This is a genomic window from Sphaerisporangium sp. NPDC051017 (genome assembly GCF_040683095.1).
Taxonomy (GTDB): Bacteria; Actinomycetota; Actinomycetes; order Streptosporangiales; family Streptosporangiaceae; genus Sphaerisporangium.
This window is the reverse complement of sequence record NZ_JBFBCI010000011.1, coordinates 129,536-143,639: the sequence shown is the minus strand read 5'-3', so window position 1 is coordinate 143,639 and position 14,104 is coordinate 129,536. Positions and strand designations below refer to the sequence as shown.

Annotated in this window: 20 protein-coding genes and 1 pseudogene; 15 read left to right on the top strand and 6 right to left on the bottom strand. The window is 72.9% G+C overall.

What is annotated here, in order from left to right:
• Positions 1-62: 62 nt before the first annotated feature.
• From AB0M95_RS12915 to AB0M95_RS12870, 10 genes are all read left to right on the top strand, one after another.
• Positions 63-392 (top strand): TcmI family type II polyketide cyclase, encoded by a 330-nt coding sequence (locus tag AB0M95_RS12915; RefSeq protein ID WP_358523351.1) that lies wholly within the window; start codon positions 63-65, stop codon positions 390-392.
• The gene (locus AB0M95_RS12910) at positions 385-855 is read left to right on the top strand and encodes a cupin domain-containing protein (protein ID WP_358523353.1); all 471 of its coding nucleotides are present in this window, start codon (positions 385-387) and stop codon (positions 853-855) included. Before AB0M95_RS12915 ends, AB0M95_RS12910 begins: the two co-directional genes overlap by 8 nt.
• A 197-nt stretch (positions 856-1,052) precedes the next feature.
• Complete coding sequence (locus AB0M95_RS12905; RefSeq protein WP_358523690.1) at positions 1,053-2,324, top strand: beta-ketoacyl-[acyl-carrier-protein] synthase family protein; 1,272 nt, start codon at positions 1,053-1,055, stop codon at positions 2,322-2,324.
• On the top strand, positions 2,321-3,595 hold the full coding sequence (locus AB0M95_RS12900; RefSeq protein WP_363762894.1) for a ketosynthase chain-length factor: 1,275 nt from the start codon (positions 2,321-2,323) through the stop codon (positions 3,593-3,595). The genes AB0M95_RS12905 and AB0M95_RS12900 overlap by 4 nt, the downstream gene beginning before the upstream one ends.
• Positions 3,596-3,704: 109 nt before the next feature.
• Positions 3,705-3,956, top strand: a complete 252-nt coding sequence (locus AB0M95_RS12895; protein WP_358523358.1) for an acyl carrier protein — start codon at positions 3,705-3,707, stop codon at positions 3,954-3,956.
• Positions 3,957-3,969: 13 nt separating this feature from the next.
• On the top strand, positions 3,970-4,437 hold the full coding sequence (locus AB0M95_RS12890; protein WP_358523359.1) for an SRPBCC family protein: 468 nt from the start codon (positions 3,970-3,972) through the stop codon (positions 4,435-4,437).
• A gap of 124 nt (positions 4,438-4,561) precedes the next feature.
• Positions 4,562-5,368: an antibiotic biosynthesis monooxygenase gene (locus AB0M95_RS12885; protein WP_363762891.1), complete on the top strand. Its 807-nt coding sequence runs from the start codon at positions 4,562-4,564 to the stop codon at positions 5,366-5,368.
• A gap of 215 nt (positions 5,369-5,583) precedes the next feature.
• The gene (locus AB0M95_RS12880; protein WP_363762888.1) at positions 5,584-5,964 is read left to right on the top strand and encodes a SchA/CurD-like domain-containing protein; all 381 of its coding nucleotides are present in this window, start codon (positions 5,584-5,586) and stop codon (positions 5,962-5,964) included.
• Positions 5,965-6,111: 147 nt separating this feature from the next.
• Positions 6,112-6,750 carry a MarR family winged helix-turn-helix transcriptional regulator gene (locus AB0M95_RS12875; RefSeq protein ID WP_363762885.1) on the top strand — a complete coding sequence of 213 codons (639 nt, stop codon included), beginning with the start codon at positions 6,112-6,114 and terminating at the stop codon, positions 6,748-6,750.
• 56 nt (positions 6,751-6,806) lie between these two features.
• Positions 6,807-7,793 carry a tyrosine-type recombinase/integrase gene (locus tag AB0M95_RS12870; RefSeq protein WP_363762882.1) on the top strand — a complete coding sequence of 329 codons (987 nt, stop codon included), beginning with the start codon at positions 6,807-6,809 and terminating at the stop codon, positions 7,791-7,793.
• Between the two features lie 16 nt (positions 7,794-7,809).
• Here the strand turns inward: AB0M95_RS12870 and AB0M95_RS12865 are convergent, their stop codons facing one another.
• Positions 7,810-8,781 carry a GNAT family N-acetyltransferase gene (locus AB0M95_RS12865; RefSeq protein WP_363762879.1) on the bottom strand — a complete coding sequence of 324 codons (972 nt, stop codon included), beginning with the start codon at positions 8,779-8,781 and terminating at the stop codon, positions 7,810-7,812.
• Between AB0M95_RS12865 and AB0M95_RS12860 the strand changes: the two genes are divergently transcribed.
• Positions 8,688-8,894, top strand: a complete 207-nt coding sequence (locus AB0M95_RS12860) for a hypothetical protein (protein WP_363762954.1) — start codon at positions 8,688-8,690, stop codon at positions 8,892-8,894. The two genes, AB0M95_RS12865 and AB0M95_RS12860, sit on opposite strands and share 94 nt — an antisense overlap.
• Here the strand turns inward: AB0M95_RS12860 and AB0M95_RS12855 are convergent.
• The 5 genes from AB0M95_RS12855 to AB0M95_RS12835 all read right to left on the bottom strand — a co-directional run bounded on the left by AB0M95_RS12855 (position 8,887) and on the right by AB0M95_RS12835 (position 11,305).
• Complete coding sequence (locus AB0M95_RS12855; RefSeq protein ID WP_358523379.1) at positions 8,887-9,069, bottom strand: hypothetical protein; 183 nt, start codon at positions 9,067-9,069, stop codon at positions 8,887-8,889. The two genes, AB0M95_RS12860 and AB0M95_RS12855, sit on opposite strands and share 8 nt — an antisense overlap.
• 175 nt (positions 9,070-9,244) lie before the next feature.
• Positions 9,245-9,781 carry a DinB family protein gene (locus tag AB0M95_RS12850; protein WP_363762951.1) on the bottom strand — a complete coding sequence of 179 codons (537 nt, stop codon included), beginning with the start codon at positions 9,779-9,781 and terminating at the stop codon, positions 9,245-9,247.
• A gap of 126 nt (positions 9,782-9,907) precedes the next feature.
• A complete protein-coding gene (locus AB0M95_RS12845; RefSeq protein ID WP_363762876.1) occupies positions 9,908-10,603 on the bottom strand; it encodes an FAD-dependent oxidoreductase in 696 nt (231 codons plus the stop codon).
• A gap of 86 nt (positions 10,604-10,689) precedes the next feature.
• Positions 10,690-10,830, bottom strand: coding sequence for a hypothetical protein (locus tag AB0M95_RS12840; RefSeq protein ID WP_363762873.1), 141 nt, complete (start codon positions 10,828-10,830; stop codon positions 10,690-10,692).
• Positions 10,796-11,305, bottom strand: coding sequence for a LysR family transcriptional regulator (locus tag AB0M95_RS12835; RefSeq protein WP_363762870.1), 510 nt, complete (start codon positions 11,303-11,305; stop codon positions 10,796-10,798). The genes AB0M95_RS12840 and AB0M95_RS12835 overlap by 35 nt, the downstream gene beginning before the upstream one ends.
• Positions 11,306-11,600: 295 nt before the next feature.
• Between AB0M95_RS12835 and AB0M95_RS12830 the strand changes: the two are divergent.
• From AB0M95_RS12830 to AB0M95_RS12815, 4 genes and pseudogenes are all read left to right on the top strand, one after another.
• Positions 11,601-11,816, top strand: a pseudogene (locus AB0M95_RS12830) (alcohol dehydrogenase catalytic domain-containing protein); the annotation flags it as partial.
• A 51-nt stretch (positions 11,817-11,867) separates the two neighbouring features.
• Positions 11,868-12,440, top strand: a complete 573-nt coding sequence (locus AB0M95_RS12825) for a zinc-binding dehydrogenase (RefSeq protein WP_363762948.1) — start codon at positions 11,868-11,870, stop codon at positions 12,438-12,440.
• Between the two features lie 101 nt (positions 12,441-12,541).
• On the top strand, positions 12,542-12,886 hold the full coding sequence (locus tag AB0M95_RS12820; RefSeq protein WP_358523391.1) for a sulfurtransferase TusA family protein: 345 nt from the start codon (positions 12,542-12,544) through the stop codon (positions 12,884-12,886).
• 547 nt (positions 12,887-13,433) lie between these two features.
• Positions 13,434-14,096 carry a lysophospholipid acyltransferase family protein gene (locus AB0M95_RS12815; protein ID WP_358523393.1) on the top strand — a complete coding sequence of 221 codons (663 nt, stop codon included), beginning with the start codon at positions 13,434-13,436 and terminating at the stop codon, positions 14,094-14,096.
• The last annotated feature ends 8 nt before the right edge of the window (positions 14,097-14,104 follow it).

The window sequence follows — 14,104 nt, the reverse complement described above, 5'->3', positions numbered from 1 at the left end:
CATCAGCGGCACTCCAGATGTCCCGGACAGCATTGCCGTCTAAGGACGAAAGGAGACGTCTGGTGCATCGGACGCTAATCGTGGCACGGATGGAGCCCTCCGAGACGGAGGCCGTCGCCAAGATCTTCGCGGACTCTGACGCGAGCGACCTGCCCCACATCATCGGGGTGTCGCGGCGCACGCTCTTCCGCTTCCACGACCTCTACTTCCACCTCGTCGAGGCCGACCAGGACATCACGCCGAACCTGTACAAGGCGCGCAGCCACCCCCTGTACGGCGAGATCAACCAGCGGCTCGGCGAGCACATCCGCCCCTACGACCCGAACTGGCGCGAGCCCAAGGACGCCATGGCCGAGCCGTTCTACACCTGGGAGGCCGACGGCCGTGACTGAGATCCGCCTCAACAAGATCACCGCCGGGGACGTCGAGCCCAACCGCCGCCGCGGCGGCGACATCCGGGTCATGCTCAGCCCCAAGACCGTCGGCGCCGCCTCCGGCTTCATGGGCGCCGCCTACCTCAAGCCCGGCGAGCACTTCATCGAGCACTACCACCCGTACTCCGAGGAGTTCATGTACGTGGTGCGCGGGACGGTGCGGGTGCGCGTCGACGGCAGCCAGGAGATCGACCTGTCCCCCGGCGAGGCGCTGATGGTGCCGCGCAACGTCCGGCACCGGGTGGAGAACCACGGCCACGACGAGGTGTGCATGGTCTTCCACCTCAGCCCTCTCGCGCCGCGGCCCGAGCTCGGGCACGTGGACACCGAGCCCAACCCGCACACCGGCAAGGAGCCCGAGGTCGGGCACGCGGGCCGGCCCGGCGGCGCCGGAGAGGCCGTGGCAGGGAGCCCGCGGTGAACGCCGCGGACGCCGCCGGCGCGCCGGGCACCGCGCTCGCGGGGGCCACCGGCCGCACGGCGGGCGCAGTGAGCACGGTTACCGCAGGGGGCCGGGCGGGCACGGCCGGCGCCGCGGAGCCCCGTCCGGGCGCCCGGCGCCGCACCCGTGCCCGCCCCGGCGCGCGGCGCTCACGCCACGCCCGCGCCGGCCGCCGCGTGGTCATCACCGGGATCGGCGTCGCCGCGCCCGGCGGCATCGGCACCGGGCCGTTCTGGGACCTGCTCACCGCCGGGCGCACCGCCACGCGGGCGATCACCCTGTTCGACGCCACCGGGTTCCGCTCCCGCATCGCCGCCGAGTGCGACTTCGACCCGGCCGCGCACGGGCTGTCCCCGCAGGAGGTCCGCCGCATGGACCGCGCCGCGCAACTCGGCGTGGTCAGCGCCCGCCAGGCCCTGGCCGACAGCGGCCTGACACCCCGCGACGTGCCGCCCGAACGGCTCGGCGTCACCGTCGGCAGCGCCGTCGGCTGCACCATGGGCCTGGAACAGGAGTACGTCGTGCTCAGCGACGGCGGCCGCCAGTGGCTCGTCGACCCCGCCTACGGGGTGCCCCAGCTCTACGGGTACATGATCCCGAGCACCATCGCCACCGAGGTCGCCTGGGCCGGCGCCGCCGAGGGCCCGGTCGCGCTCATCTCCACCGGCTGCACCGCAGGCCTGGACTCGGTCGGCCACGGCTACCAGCTCGTCCGCGAGGGCGGCGCCGACGCCGTCCTGGCCGGGGCCTCCGACGCGCCGATCTCGCCGATAACCGTCGCCTGCTTCGACGCCATCAAGGCCACCTCGCCCAGCAACGACATCCCCGGCACCGCCTCACGCCCCTTCGACCTGGACCGCAACGGCTTCGTCCTCGGCGAGGGCTCGGCCATGATGGTCCTTGAGGAGCGCGACGCCGCCCTGGCCCGCGGGGCACGGGTGTACGCCGAGATCGTCGGCTTCGCCAGCCGCAGCAACGCCTACCACATGACCGGCCTCAAGCCCGACGGCCGTGAGATGGCCGAGGCGATCCGCACCGCCCTGCACCAGGCCCGGCTGCGCCCCGGCCAGGTCGACTACGTCAACGCCCACGGCTCGGGAACCCGCCAGAACGACCGCCACGAGACCGCCGCCTTCAAGGCGGCCCTCGGCGAGCACGCCTACCGGGTCCCCGTCAGCTCCATCAAGTCCATGATCGGGCACTCGCTCGGCGCCATCGGATCCATCGAGGTCGCCGCCTGCGCGCTCGCCATCACCCACAACGTCGTCCCGCCCACCGCCAACCTGCACACCGCCGACCCCGAATGCGACCTGGACTACGTCCCGCTCACGGCCCGCGACACGCGGGTCGACGTCGTGCTCAGCGTCGGCAGCGGGTTCGGCGGCTTCCAGACGGCGATGCTGCTCGCCCGCGGCGACAGACCCGGCCAGGAAGGCGGCCGTGAATGACCGAACCCGCACGCGCACACTCCCGCGCACGCTCCCGCACACCCGCACGTCACGACGACCGCCCGGTGGTGACCGGCATCGGCGTCGCCGCGCCCAACGGCCTGGGCACCCCGGCCTACTGGGCCGCCACGCTCGACGGCAAAAGCGGCCTCGGCCGCATCACCCGCTTCGACTCCGACCGCTACCCGGTGCGCGTCGCCGGGGAGGTGTCGGAGTTCGACGCCACCGATCACGTGCCCAGCCGCCTGGCCGTCCAGACCGACCACTGGAGCCACCTCGGCCTCACCGCCGCCGACATGGCGCTGCGCGACGCCGGGGTCGACCCCGCCGCCCTGCCCGAGTACGAGATGGCCGTCGTCACCGCCGGCTCCTCCGGCGGCACCGAGTTCGGCCAGCGCGAGATCGAGAAGCTGTGGTCCCAGGGCCCCGGATACGTCGGCGTCTACCAGTCCATCGCCTGGTTCTACGCCGCCACCACCGGGCAGATCTCCATCCGCTACGGCATGCGCGGCCCCTGCGGCGTCATCTGCGCCGAGCAGGCCGGCGGCCTGGACGTGCTCGCCCAGGGCCGCAGGCTGCTGCGCCAGGACGCCCGCGTGGTGGTCACCGGCGGTACCGACGCCTCCCTGTGCCCCTACGGCCTGGTCGCCCAGATCTCCACCGGGCTGCTCAGCACCCGCGACGACCCCGAGCGCGCCTACCTGCCCTTCGACGACGACGCCTGCGGGTACGTCCCCGGCGAGGGCGGGGCGATGCTCATCATGGAGGACGCCGACGCCGCCCGCGCCCGCGGCGCCCGCCCCTACGGCGCCGTCGCCGGCTACGCCGCCACCTTCGACCCTCGCCCGCTCCCCGGGCAGGAGCCCCGCTCCAACCTGCGCCGCGCGATCACCCTGGCCCTGCGGGAGGCCCGCATCGAGCCGGGCGAGGTGGACGTCGTCTTCGCCGACGCCCTCGGCGTGCCCGCCCACGACCGGCTGGAGGCGCAGGCCATCTCGGCGGTCTTCGGCCCGCACGGGGTGCCGGTGACCGCGCCCAAGACCATGACCGGCCGCCTGTACGCGGGCGGCGCGTCCCTGGACGTCGCCACGGCGCTGCTGGCCATCCGCGACGGGGTGATCCCGCCCACCGTGGGGGTGCGCGCCGCCTCCCCCGCCTACGAGCTGGACCTGGTGCGCAGCACGGCCAGGGAAGGGCCGGTGCGCAACGCGCTGGTCCTGGCCCGGGGCCACGGCGGGTTCAACGCGGCGCTGCTGCTCACCGCCACCTGAACCCGGCACGGCCTCTCACCGCGCCTCCCGCGGCGCCACCCCTGGTGGCACCTTCGGCGGCGCCCAGCCCCGATCCGATCCGCTCCTATCCGCGACAACGGAGGACGACATGACCACGTTCACCCTCGACGACATGAGACGCATCATGGGCGGCTGCGCCGGCGTGCCCGAGACCCTCGACCTGGCCGGGGACATCGGCGAGGTGTCGTTCGCCGAGCTCGGCTACGACTCCCTGGCCGTGCTGGAGATGGCCGCCCGCATCCAGCAGCAGCTCGGCGTCCGCATCCCCGACGACGCCGTCGACGAGATGAAGACCCCGCAGGCGGCCGTCGACTACGTCAACCGCCGCCTCGCGGCCTGACATCGGAGGAACCATGGCAGGACACACCGACAACGAGATCATCATCGCGGGGCCGATGGACCTGGTCTGGAACATGACCAACGACGTCGAGGCCTGGCCCACGCTGTTCAGCGAGTACGCCGCCACCGAGATCCTGGAGCAGCGCGGGCCCACCGTCCGCTTCCGGCTCACCATGCACCCCGACGCCGAGGGCAACCAGTGGAGCTGGGTCTCCGAGCGCACCCCCGACCCGGCCACCCGCACCGTGCGCGCCCACCGCGTCGAACCCGGCTGGTTCAAGTACATGAACCTGTTCTGGGAGTACACCGAGGTCCCCGACGCCGTGCGCATGCGCTGGGTCCAGGACTTCGAGATGAAGCCGGACGCGCCGCTCAGCGACAAGCAGATGACCAAGCGCCTCAACGACAACACCGTGATCCAGATGAACCGGATCCGGCAGCTCGTCGAGGAGGCCGCCTCCGCCTCACCCGCCCGGATGTGACCCCTTCCGGGCCCGCCATCCGCCGGACACCACACCTCGCCGTCCGGTCCGCTCTCCCCGGCACACCGTCCCTTCCACACTCATCAGGCTCACCAGCCAGTACGACGGAAAGAAGAGAGCAGGCATGAACGCCAAGGACTCCAAGGACCAGCGCAAGGACCACGCCCGGTCCACCACCCGCGACACCGGCGCGCGCGAGACGTCCAACGGGCGCAACGGGCGCAACGCACAGCAGGGCCAGCAGGGCCGGTCCGCGCAGCACGGCTCCGCCGGCCAGGGCGCCGGCGGCGGCCGCGGGGGCGACGACGGCGCGGTGTACCGCGTCATGGTGAAGATGCGCGTCCACCCGGGCATGGAGCGCGACTTCGAACGGACCTGGCGCGAGATCGCCGCCACCATCGCCCGGCAGCCCGCCAACGTCGGCCAGTCGCTGGCCAAGAGCCCGGACGAGGACGGCGTCTACTACATCGTCAGCGACTGGGAGAACGAGGAGAAGTTCCGCCGCTTCGAGCACAGCCCCGAGCACGCCGCCAACCGCATGCGGCTGGACCCCTTCCGGGACTCGGCCTGCACCTCCATGATCCCGATGGTGGTCGCCGAGCGCCTGGGCGGCCGCCCCGCCCTCATCCCGGGCCGGGTGCGCGTCGCGCTGTACCTCAACGAGCCCGAGTCCGACAAGGGCTCGATCGAGAGTGCCTACCACCAGATCAGCACCACCCTGGCGGGCAGGACCGGCCTGCGCGGCAACGAGTTGCTGCGCTCGCTGCGCGACCCGCGCCGGTACGCGGTGCTGAGCGAGTGGGACGACGTGCCCACCTACCGCGAGTGGGAGCGCAGCCCCGAGCACCTGCCCACCACCTCCCCGCTCGCCCGCTACCACGACAAGGGCCTCGGGATCTTCGGTTCCTACGAGGTCGTGGCCGCCTACTGAGCCGCCCGGCCGGCTTACCGAGCCCTACCCAGCCGGCTACCAGGCCGGCTACCGGGCCGCCTGCCGAACCCCGGCCGCCCGTCCGGGCCGACGGGTGTGCCGTCCGGGCGGGCGCCGGCCGCGGGGATCGCTCCGGCACCGGGCGATCCCCGCGGCCCGCACGCCCCGCCGAGATCTGCCACGACCCGCAACGACGTGTCCCATGGAGGTATCCGATGCCCTACGCGATGATCACTTTCCGCGTCCAACCCGGCCACGAGGACGAGCTCGCCGATGTCTTCGGCGACGCCCCGGCCCTGGAATCGCCCATCGTCACCGACGAGCACGGCCGCGAGACCGCCCGCCTGCTCGGCACCGGCGTGTTCGTCAAGGACGACGTGCTGGTCCGGGTCATCCACTACGAGGGCGACTTCGCCGGCATCGCCCGGCACCTGGCCTCCCAGCGGCACGTGCACGCCGTCGAGGACCGCATCGTGCCCTACCTCGCCGACGCCCGCGACACCGGCACCGCCGACGGCTTCGCCGCGTTCTTCCGCAACGCCACGATGCGCTGCCTCACCCAGTCGTCCGGCGAGACCCAGCCGGCCCGGATGTGACACCGCCCGCCGGCCCGCCGCGACGCCGCCCCGCACCGGCGGCCCGATCGGCGGGACGGCGAGCCGGTGAGCATCACGCTCCGCCGTACCCGGGCCCGGACGCCACACCGGCGGCCGGGCCCCGCCGCGAAGGGAGTGACCGCGACCATGGCCAACGACTCCGCCCCGCCCCCGCGACGATCCGGACGGGCGCCCCACCGGACGGCCCGCGACCAGACCCGCGCACCACACCAGGCCGGTCCTACGACCGTGGAGAGTGAGGACACCGGCGAACCGGCCCGCCCCGCAGAGCACGGCGGGCCCGGTCGGCCCGGTGAGCACGGCGACGCGGGCGTTGGGGTCCTCGAAGCCGTCGAGCGCGAGGCCGCCGCCCTGTTCGCCCAGGCCCGGCGGCTGGTCGAGGCCCTGGCCGCCCGCGCCGGGCTGGAGCCGGAGGAGTTCCGCTGCCTGTGCGCGCTGTCACGCCAGGGGCCGCTGCGGACGCGCGAGCTGGCCGCCGCGGCCGGCCTGTCCGGCGACGCCGCCGCCCGGGCCGTGGACCGGCTGGAACGCCGGGGCTGCGCCGCCCGCCGCGGCACGCCGGGCCGCGTGCTGGTCCACCCCGACCTGCCGGCGTACCGGGCGCGTGCCGAGCCCGCCCTGCGGGAGCTGCGCGAGACCTGGCAGTCCCGCGCCCGCCTGGCCTGCGATGATCTGACCCTCGTCGCGGGGTTGCTGGCGGAGGGCCGCAGGCTCACCGACCTGGTCGCGTCGATCGGCACCCGGCCGGACGCCTTTACGATGTAGATCAATAAGAGGGGATCGGGAGGCCCGGCGGATGCGGGCCGGTCTAAGATCGTCACGTGGACGCACCCGCCGTACGCGACCCCGGGCCCGGCGCGATCGCGCGCGACGGCGACCCCTACCGGGTCTACCTCGACTCCCTGACCGGCGCCGAGTCCCGGCGCACGATGCGCGGCTGCCTGGACCGGGTCGCCCGGGTCATCACCGGCGACCAGGCGGCCACCGGCGCCGGCCAGCCCTGGCACCTGCTGCGCTACGAGCACACCGTGCGCATCCGCACGATCCTCACCGAGCAGGGCTGGTCCCCGGCTTACGTCAACAAGCATCTGGTCGCGCTGCGCCGGGTCATGCGCGAGGCCTGGCGCCTTGGCCAGATGACCGCCGAGGAGTACCACCGCGCCGCCGACCTGCCCACCGTCCGCCACAGCCGCCTGCCCGCCGGGCAGCACGTCCCCGCCGAGGTCGCCGGGGCCGCCCTGGCCGCCTGCGACCGCGACGACTCCCCCGCCGGGGCGCGCGACGGCGCGCTGCTGGCGGTGCTGTACTCCACCGGCTGTCGCCGCGCCGAGATCGCCGGGCTGGCGCTGGACGACTACGACCCCGCGGCGCGTTCCCTGCGCGTGCGCGGCAAGCGCGACAAGGAACGCCTGGTCTACCTCACCCGCGAGGCCGTGGCGCGCATCGAGGCCTGGCTGGCGGTGCGCGGGGCGGCGCCGGGGGCGCTGTTCCCGTCGATCAACAAGGCCGGGCGGCTGCGCGCACCCGGCGGGCGGCCGGCCGCGATGACCGGGCAGGCCATCGCCGACATCCTGACCCGCCGGCTGGCCGCGGCCGGGGCGGCCAAGCGCACCCCGCACGACTTCCGGCGTACGTTCATCGGCGAACTGCTGGACGCCGGGGTCGATCTGGCCACGGCGCAGGCGCTGGTCGGCCACGCCTCCCCCGTCACCACCGCCCGCTACGACCGCCGCCCCGAGTCCCGGCGCCGCGAGGCGGTGGACCGGCTGGAGATGCCCGCCGCCCGCCCCCTCAGGCCGGGCGGGTGAGGCCCCCTGGCGGCGCTCAGCCCGCGGAGGCGGCGCGGCGGCGCAGCCAGTCGGCGGCGCCGAGCCGGTAGAGCACGTGCGGGCGCACAGGATGGCCCGGCGGGACGCTCGGGTGCTCGAAGTCCTCGGCCGGGTCGCGCGTCATGCCCAGGCGCCGCATGACGGCCTGGGAGCGCAGGTTGGACACCGCGGTCATGGAGATCACCTCCGTCAGGCCCGCGGGCCCGAACCCGTGGTCCAGGGCCGCGCCCGCCGCCTCGGTGGCGTACCCCCGGCCCCACGCAGCGCGGCGCAGCCGCCAGCCGACCTCCACCGCCGGGGTGAACGGCGCCTGGAACCGCTGCCAGGCCAAGCCGGTGAACCCCGCGAACTCCCCGGTCTCGCGTACCTCCACCACCCACAGGCCGAACCCGTGCTCCTGCAGGCGGGTGCGGGCGCGTTCGGCCAGCGCGTCGCTCTCGGCCCGGGTCAGCGGCGCCGGGAAGTGACGGCGGGGGCGTCGGTCGCGACGGTGGGACCGGTGCGGGAGCGGTGGCGGCGTAGCAGCCGGAAAGCGCCGGCGAGCACGATGAGCACGGCGGCGGCGATGACGACGGCGACGTTGGAGGTGTCGGCGCCGAGCCGGGCGATGCCGGTTTCGAGGGCGTATTGGGTGCCGATGGGCAGCAGTCGGCCAGCTGGGCGTCGATGAGTTGGCGGAACAGTTTGCCCTGCTCGACGTACTGCGCCAGGAGGGCGCGGGCAGGGTCTGCTCGGCGAAGGCGGCGCAGTACTTGCAGGTGAAGTCGGCGTACTCGATGAGCACGACGGGAGCGTCTGTCCACCGGGCCGACCGCGGCGGGGTCGTTGGGGTCGCGCCGTACCAGTTGCGCCTGTGGGCTCTGGCTTGTTGTCGTGGTGGGAGTGGCGGCCGGTGTCGCGGCGCTGGTGTGCGGCTGGGACACGGTTTGCTGCGACGTTTGTGCCAGGATCCCGGCCACGGCGACAACGAGTATCCCGAGCGACACGGTGATCAGCCGCACGGTGCGTGAGCGGCTCTGCTCGGTGCCGGTCCGGGTCTTCGTCGTACTGGGGGTCGACGTGGTGCGCTCGCTCACGTGAGGAACTCCACGAGGTCGGCCTCCAGGGTGTGCCCGGCGGCTGTCTGTTGCAGGATCCGGGCCATGGCTCGGTATGGGGCTGGCCATGCCACCTCGGTGTCCGCTGGCATAGGGCTGCCGGCGACCAGCACCTCCTGCTGGATGGTCTGGTCGATCACGTCTCGCATGTGAGGCATAGATGTGCTTTCAAAGGTCCATAGTGGGGCGGAAAATTACCGGGCGAGCCGACGGCTCGGCCGGTGGCGGTTGGGCGTGAGCGGCAGGGACAGAGCGCGGCTGCGGCTTGGCTGGATCGGCGATGCTCACGAAGCTGCTCGGGGCCAGACGCTCATGACCGGCGCGTGGGTGTGATCATGCGTTCCATCCGCAGACGACCAGGTATCCGTCGATGGTGGTGAGCCGATCGGAGATCGGGGCGTCGGGCAGGGCGTGGCCGAGGTCGCGGTTGCGGACCTCGCCGATCCAGCGGTCGTGCTGGTACTCGTGGTTGATGATCGCCATGAGCAGGGTCTGCGCGATGATCTTGAGCTGGGCGGGGGCACCGACGTCTCCGGCTCCGATGGCGTTCATGCGGGCATGGACGCGTTCGCCGACGGTGGCCCGGAAATCGGCCAGTCGCCGGGGGTCCGGCAGGGGCAGCCGGGTGGCTTCCGGGTTGGCGGAGTCCATGAGGTCGTCCAGGTCGGGTGCGGGGCTCGGTTCGGCCGCGGTGAGGTTACGGATCATGAAATGGGCCACGTGCGCCTGGTGCCCGAGGTGCCAGCCAATGGGGCTGAAGTTCTGCTCCGGGCGCCAGTGCAGTTCCTCGGTCGTCAGGTCGCGCCAGAGCTCGTCGGTGTAGGCACGGGCGCGGTCGTACTCCGCCAGCAGATGCGGGATCTCATACATTGCGGTCACATCCGATCGTCGTGCGGGTGGTCACAAGGACGCCGGCCTTGGGGCAGGGGTGTGGCGCGTGCGGTGGGGCCGGGTCGGCCGGTACGGCTGGCGGGTGGGACGCCCCGCGCCGAGCCGTCACCATGATCTCCCGAGCCCGGCCGCCGGTCTCGCACCGGCTCGCTGCGCGATATGGGCTGCGAGGACGGCGCGGGCGGCCTGCTCGCCGGCGACGAGGGCGCCTTCGACGTGGCCGGCGTGGCTGGTGGCGGTTTCGGTCGATGCCCAGTGCAATCGGCCGGCCAGCGCGGGCCGCTGGTAGAGCGGATGCCCGAACAGGCCGTAGTCCGTCAGGTGCTGCGCCCCGGGCGGCGAGGTCCACCGTTCGCTGCTCCAGTCATGCACGTGCAGTGCTTCGGGCTGGGCCGCCTCCTGGCCGAACAGCTGCGCCAGCTGGGCGGTCACGGCCGTCGCGAATCCGGGACCGGCGGCGGGAGCGAACCCGAACAGGGCGGCCGGCGAGCCGTCCGGGCCGGACATGTCGTGGATCTCCCGCAACGGGCCGGTCCAGCTGATCGCCGTTCCCGCCAGGCCCGCTGCCCGCCAGAACGTGGTGCGGTGGGTGGCCACGACCTTGACCAAGCCGCCCATCCAGACCGGGGTGGCCTCGGCGAGACGTGCCAGCTCCGGCTCCAGTGCGCCGTGGAAGTCGATGCTCGCCGTAGCGAGCGCCGGCGGGATCGCCAGCACGACCTGGCCGGCGTTCAGGCACCCGGCAACCGTTCGCACCTCGACCGTGCCGCCGTTGCGGCGGATACCCGTGACCGGGGTCACCGCCGTGCACGGTTCCAGGTCAGGGTGCGTGCCCCAATGGTGGCGCCGACCTCGTGATGGGACGCCACCGTCTTACGGCGGCCGCCTCAGGCGGTCTCGTAGATGCGCACGTCCGGAGCCCCGTTCAGGTAAGGCTGCAGAGCGGCGACGACGTCCTGGGTGAACAGCTCGCTGGACAGGTACGCCTTTGCGTCAGCGGCGGTGGCGAACCCGTGCAGGACCTGCACGTCCTCGTCGCGAACCAGCAGCTCCTTGCTCGATGATGTCGAGATCCCCCTCGGTGAGCGCGTCGTGCAGGTCGGCCATGTTCGCCTCCCGCAGCACCAGATCCCCCGGAACCGGTAGCTGGCGGACGGCGCTGAAGGCCCGGGCGACCAAATCGGGGCTGATCAGCGGGGACACGCCCAGGTGAATGCGGGGCGCCTCCGGGTCGGCGATCCGCCGCGCCTCGGCAGTGATCGCATCCAGCGCCGACAGAGCGGTGTCGACCAGCGGGATCAGCCGCACCGCCTCGGCGGTCAAGGTCACGCCCCGGGTGGACCGCTCGAACAACCGCACCCCGAGGCGCTCCTCCAGCCGGGCGACCGCGTTCGACAACGCAGGCTGCGTGATCCCGTGAGCGCGCGCGGCCGCCGAGAACGACCGGGCGTGCGCCACCGACCGCGCATACCGCAACGCCTCCAGGTTCAACCGCTCAGCCATAACCGGAGGCTACCGCCCGATTCACACTGGACACCTACCTGCACCCACCAGGCCGCCCATATCGTTCATGAATGCCCGGAGCGCGTGCGCATGCGTTTCGATGAAGAGGGAGAGCGCGTTGTCAAACACGTTCCGCCGCATGGCGGTCACCGAACCCGGCGCGCCCCTTCGCCCCGTCGAGGTAGCGATCACCGATCCGGAACCCGGCTGCGTTCCGGGTGCGGGTGAGCGCCAGCGGAGTGTGCGGCGCCGACCTCGGCACCGTGAACGCCCCTGAACCCGCCGGCGGCTTCCCGATCAACCGGGACACGAGATCGCCGGCTTGATCGACGCGACCGGCGCACCCGCCGCCGGCTGGAAAACGGGCGACCGTGTCGCGATCGGCTGGTCCGGCGGCAGCTGCGGGCACTGCCACGCGTGCCGCACCGGCGACCAGGTGCACTGCTGGCAACGCCGCATCCCGGGCCTGTCCTACCCGGGAGGCTGGGCCGACACGGTGACGGTTCCCATCGAAGCGCTCGCCCGCATCCCCGACGGATTGAGCGAGGCGGACGCGGCGCCGATGGGCTGTGCCGGCGTGACCACGTTCACCGCGATCCGCGAGGCCGACCTGCCGCCCGGCTCCCGGATCGCCGTGTACGGCCTCGGCGGTCTCGGTCATCTCGCCGTGCAGTTCGCCGCCCGCATGGGACACGAGCTCGTCGCGATCGCCCGCGGCACCGGCCGCAAGCACGACGCCGCCGAATTGGGGGCCCACCACTACATCGACGCCACAACACAAAACGCGGGCCAGACGCTGGCGGAACTCGGCGGCGCCGACCTGATCCTGTGCACAGCGCCCACCTCCGGGCCGATCAGCGCGTTGCTCAACGGTCTGCGCCTGCGCGGACGGCTCACCCTGATCGGTGTCGACGGCGGAGCCGTCCAGGTACCCGTCGCGCAACTGGTGACGAGCGCGCAGATCGTCACCGGCCACCTCACCGGCACCCCCGCCGATATCGAGGACGCCATGCACTTCGCCGCCGCCAACGACGTCCGGCCACGCCTCGAACGCCTGCCGCTCGAACAAGCCGACCTCGCGATGCGCCGGCTGCGCGACGGACAAGCCCGCTACCGGTTCGTGCTGGTGCCCTGACCTCCGACATCGAGACGGCAGCTGTGCTGCCCTCATCAACGCAGCCCTCCCGTCTCCCACCCGCTGACCGGCCTTCCCGGCACTACAGGACAGGCAACGCCATGAATGACGAGCGGGCGCACGCCGCCCCCGCGGATGGCCGCCCTGCCGATGGCGGTGCCAGCGGCCGGGCCGTGCCGGTGGTACTGGACGGCGGTGACCGCCGCTGCGTCCAGCTGCTGATCGAGCTGAGCCGCCTGGTGGCCGGCCTGCCCTCGGGCCGTGTCGTACACCTCATCGCCACCGATCCGGCCGCACCGATCGATCTGCCCGCCTGGTGCCACCTGACCGGCCACCACTACCTCGGCCCTCTCAGCAGCAACGGTCGTCCCATCTACGCCCTCACCGTCCGCGCCGACGCCCGCCGTACCGAGCCCCATGCCCCGTGGCGGTCAACCACAGCCTGACCCACTTCCCTCAACCGGCGCCCGCTAGCGCTCAACCAGGGCAAACGGCCCTCGTCACCGAATCGCCGTCAAGATCGACTCTCTAGCGCCAAAATCCGGTCCGATCCTCCCCGGAAGCCTCTTCGCGCCGCGCCCCGCCCGCGCGCCCGCGATTTTCCCGGCCGGGCGCCCTGACGTCCGCGTTTCCCGGTGCCGCCCCCGGTGCCGCCCCCGGTGTCCACCACATCGACATCACGGGATACCCCTGTCGGCGGCAGGTCTGGAGGGACGACCCCCGGAAGTGGGCTAAAGTCGGTGGTAGCCGATGTGGTTTGTGTCCCCCGGGCCGCAATTACCGCCTTCACGGAATACCGTTCGGCTGGAGCCGTGTTGTGCCTCTCGCCGAGGAGGCGACCGCCACATCGGCCACAACGAAAGCGCCCCGCGAGCCCGTCTCGCGGGGCGCTTTCGTTGTCGGCGGATGTAACAGTTTGTGCGCTCCCGTAACACATCGTTTCCCCCCGGGGCCGTATGGTGGTCATTGGCCGTTCGCACACCGGGAGAGTCCGTGCTGTATCGCATCACCAAGATGGTCAGCAGTCCGTTCCTGCGGCTGCTGTGGCGGCCCGAGGTGACCGGGGCCCACAACGTCCCCACCTCGGGCGCGGCGCTCCTGGCCTCCAACCACCTGTCGATCCTCGACTCGGTGTTCCTGCCGCTGATGCTGCCCCGGCAGGTCACCTTCGTCGCCAAGTCGGAGTACTTCACCGGCAACCGGCTGATGGCCATGTTCATGCGCGGCACCGGCCAGGTGGCCATCGACCGCGAGAGCGCCGCCGCGGCCCAGGTCATGCTCGACACCGCCCTGCGGGTGCTCAAGGGCGGCGAGCTGTTCGGCATCTACCCCGAGGGCACCCGCTCCCCCGACGGGCGGCTGTACCGCGGCAAGATCGGCGTGGCGTGGCTGGCGCTGACGGCCGGGGTCCCGGTGGTCCCGGTGGCGATGGTCAACACCGACCGCGTGCTGCCGCCGGGGGCGACGGTGCCGCGCATCGGCAAGATCGGCGTCCGCATCGGCGAGCCCCTCACCTTCACCGGCGACCCGGGCCGCGCCCAGGACCGGCGGGCGGTGACCGACGAGGTCATGAAGGCCATCCAGCGCCTGTCGGGCCAGCAGTACGTCCCGGCCTACGCCCAGAGCCTCAAGGAGGCGCCGCGGCGCGCGGCCTGAGGCCGCGC

Coding starts and splice junctions, on each gene's coding strand:
- AB0M95_RS12900 (WP_363762894.1), top strand. CDS start 2,321: ATGACCGAACCCGCACGCGCACACTCCCGCGCACGCTCCCGCACACCC.
- AB0M95_RS12855 (WP_358523379.1), bottom strand. CDS start 9,069: ATGCCTCACATGCGAGACGTGATCGACCAGACCATCCAGCAGGAGGTG.
- AB0M95_RS12820 (WP_358523391.1), top strand. CDS start 12,542: ATGAATGACGAGCGGGCGCACGCCGCCCCCGCGGATGGCCGCCCTGCC.
- AB0M95_RS12825 (WP_363762948.1), top strand. CDS start 11,868: ATGGGCTGTGCCGGCGTGACCACGTTCACCGCGATCCGCGAGGCCGAC.
- AB0M95_RS12895 (WP_358523358.1), top strand. CDS start 3,705: ATGACCACGTTCACCCTCGACGACATGAGACGCATCATGGGCGGCTGC.
- AB0M95_RS12890 (WP_358523359.1), top strand. CDS start 3,970: ATGGCAGGACACACCGACAACGAGATCATCATCGCGGGGCCGATGGAC.
- AB0M95_RS12875 (WP_363762885.1), top strand. CDS start 6,112: ATGGCCAACGACTCCGCCCCGCCCCCGCGACGATCCGGACGGGCGCCC.
- AB0M95_RS12850 (WP_363762951.1), bottom strand. CDS start 9,781: ATGTATGAGATCCCGCATCTGCTGGCGGAGTACGACCGCGCCCGTGCC.
- AB0M95_RS12835 (WP_363762870.1), bottom strand. CDS start 11,305: ATGGCTGAGCGGTTGAACCTGGAGGCGTTGCGGTATGCGCGGTCGGTG.
- AB0M95_RS12880 (WP_363762888.1), top strand. CDS start 5,584: ATGCCCTACGCGATGATCACTTTCCGCGTCCAACCCGGCCACGAGGAC.
- AB0M95_RS12885 (WP_363762891.1), top strand. CDS start 4,562: ATGAACGCCAAGGACTCCAAGGACCAGCGCAAGGACCACGCCCGGTCC.